Below are 2,527 nucleotides of genomic sequence, written 5' to 3' on the forward strand. Positions count from 1 at the left end.
AAGCCCATAAACGATTGATGAAAAAATTCTGATGATGCACCTGAATCTCAATGATAACTTGGGTTCCATTGTCCAACTCCGCTAAGACGTCTATACTGGTATAGAAATCCTGCGCTGAGTAAGGCAGGGAAGGCAAGACGTGAATATTGCTTCCCTCCAAAATGGTCACATTTTTGGCTGGTAAATCCAACATATCGCGAATAAATTGACAAGTGATTTCTGGATTGCTAAAGATTTTCTTAGCAACCAAGTCATTGGTTGGGCTGATGCCCGGATGACGTACAGTCATATTTCTTCTCCTTTCATTATAGCACATTTTTACCTCTAGGTTGACTAGATTTAATGCTTCTATCTATTTATTCGTAAAAAAGCGTAACTTCTCAAAGTAACTTCCCTCTCTCTCCCAAAATTGGAAGTCAGTTTTAGAAGTGACCCAATGAAAATCAAAGAGCAAACTAGGAAACTAGCCGCAGGTTGCTCAAAACACTGTTTTGAGGTTGCAGATAGAACTGACGAAGTCAGTAACATATATATACGGCAAGGCGAAGCTGACGTGGTTTGAAGAGATTTTCGAAGAGTATTACCTTTCTTTCTTGCATTGATTACTTAGATATGCTACAGTGGTGGTGGCGATTACAAAAAAAGGAGCATGTTATGCAAAATCCAGCTTTGTTAGAAGAAATCAAGACTTATAGAGGACGGGATGAGGTTCCAGAAGACTTTGATGCTTTCTGGGATGAGGAAGTGAAAAAAGTTTTAACTCTTCCAGCTTATCAGTTGGAGGAAAGAGATTTTCACATCTCTCAAGTCAAGTGCTATGAGTTGACATTTGAAGGAACCAATGAAGGTAAGGTCTATGCACGTGTCGTCCTTCCAAAGAGTGAGGAGAAGGTTCCTATAATCTTCCATTTCCATGGTTATATGGGACGTGGCTGGGATTGGATCGATATGCTGGCCTATACCGTGTCTGGTTACGGTGTTGTTTCCATGGATGTGCGGGGACAGTCAGGTTATTCACAGGACGGTTTGCGTTCTCCTTTAGGAAATACGGTTAAAGGGCATATCATTCGTGGGGCTGTGGAAGGTCGGGATCATCTCTTTTATAAGGATGTCTATCTTGATATTTACCAGTTGGTTGAAATTATTGCCAGTCTGCCTCAGGTGGATGAGAAGCGTCTTTCTAGCTATGGTGCCTCACAAGGAGGGGCTCTAGCTCTAGTTGCAGCAGCACTCAATCCTCGGATTCGGAAAACAGTTGCCATCTATCCTTTCTTGTCAGACTTTAGACGAGTGCTTGAGATTGGCAATACAAGTGAGGCCTATGACGAATTGTTCCGTTATTTCAAGTTCCACGATCCCTTCCATGAAACAGAGGAGGAAATCATGGCGACCCTTGCCTATATCGATGTGAAAAATCTCGCACATCGTATCAAGGGTAAGGTTAAGATGATTACGGGCTTGGACGACGATGTTTGCTATCCTATCACCCAGTTTGCGATTTACAACCGTCTAACCTGCGATAAGGCCTATCGCATCATGCCTGAGTATGCCCACGAAGCCATGAATGTCTTTGTCAATGACCAAGTCTACAACTGGCTATGTGGTAGCGAGATCCCTTTTAAGTACGTAAAATAATGAATGAGAGAGCCTAGTAGCTCTCTTTTTTGTAGTTTAATAAAAACGATTTAAAATAGATGACTCTCTAAAACTACTTTCAGAAACGGCTGTTCTATAAAATACTTTTGAAACTGGAATCTATCCTACTACAAACTATTGAAAGCGCTTCACAGATGCTATATAATAAACTCATAAGAACAAAGAAAAGGAGGAAATAGGATGCCACAGATTACTAAAGAAGCCTTGATTGCACAAATCAAAGATGGAATCATCGTTTCTTGTCAGGCCCTTCCTCACGAACCGCTCTATACAGAAGCGGGAGGAGTCATTCCCTTGCTGGTCAAAGCGGCTGAGCAAGGTGGAGCAGTCGGTATCCGAGCAAACAGTGTTCGCGATATCAAGGAAATCAAGGAGGTTACCAACCTTCCAATCATTGGGATAATTAAACGAGATTATCCACCACAAGAACCCTTCATCACTGCTACTATGAAAGAAGTTGATGAATTGGCAGAACTGGACATCGAGGTGATTGCTCTGGATTGTACCAAGCGTGAACGCTACGATGGTTTAGAGATTCAAGAGTTCATTCGTCAGGTTAAGGAGAAATATCCTCATCAGCTCTTGATGGCTGATACAAGTACTTTCGAGGAAGGATTGGCAGCTGTTGAAGCAGGAATTGACTTTGTCGGAACAACCTTATCAGGATACACATCTTACAGTCCTAAAGTGGATGGTCCCGATTTTGAATTAATCAAAAAACTCTGTGATGCTGGTGTAGATGTCATTGCAGAAGGGAAAATCCACACACCAGAACAAGCCAAACAAATCCTGGGATATGGAGTTCGAGGCATTGTTGTAGGTGGCGCTATTACTAGACCAAAAGAGATTACGGAACGCTTCGTTGCTGGTC

At 42.1% G+C, this 2,527-nt stretch carries 3 protein-coding genes; 2 read left to right on the top strand and 1 reads right to left on the bottom strand.

The window, feature by feature from the left end; all coding sequences use genetic code 11:
- Positions 1–289: PD-(D/E)XK nuclease family transposase (locus QZ359_RS03715; RefSeq protein WP_293960182.1), on the bottom strand; the 289-nt coding region annotated here is incomplete at its 3' end.
- Positions 290–654: 365 nt separating this feature from the next.
- Here QZ359_RS03715 and QZ359_RS03720 point away from each other — a divergent pair.
- Together QZ359_RS03720 and QZ359_RS03725 are read left to right on the top strand one after the other, a co-directional pair.
- Positions 655–1,635 (top strand): acetylxylan esterase, encoded by a 981-nt coding sequence (locus QZ359_RS03720; RefSeq protein ID WP_293960185.1) that lies wholly within the window; start codon positions 655–657, stop codon positions 1,633–1,635.
- A 201-nt stretch (positions 1,636–1,836) separates the two neighbouring features.
- On the top strand, positions 1,837–2,527 hold a 691-nt coding region (locus QZ359_RS03725), incomplete at its 3' end, for an N-acetylmannosamine-6-phosphate 2-epimerase (RefSeq protein WP_293960188.1).

It is taken from the genome of Streptococcus sp. (genome assembly GCF_019414905.1).
Taxonomy (GTDB): domain Bacteria; phylum Bacillota; class Bacilli; order Lactobacillales; family Streptococcaceae; genus Streptococcus.

What these genes read in the sequence shown, in the direction of transcription:
- QZ359_RS03720 (WP_293960185.1), top strand. Translation starts at nt 655, where the DNA reads ATGCAAAATCCAGCTTTGTTAGAAGAAATCAAGACTTATAGAGGACGG.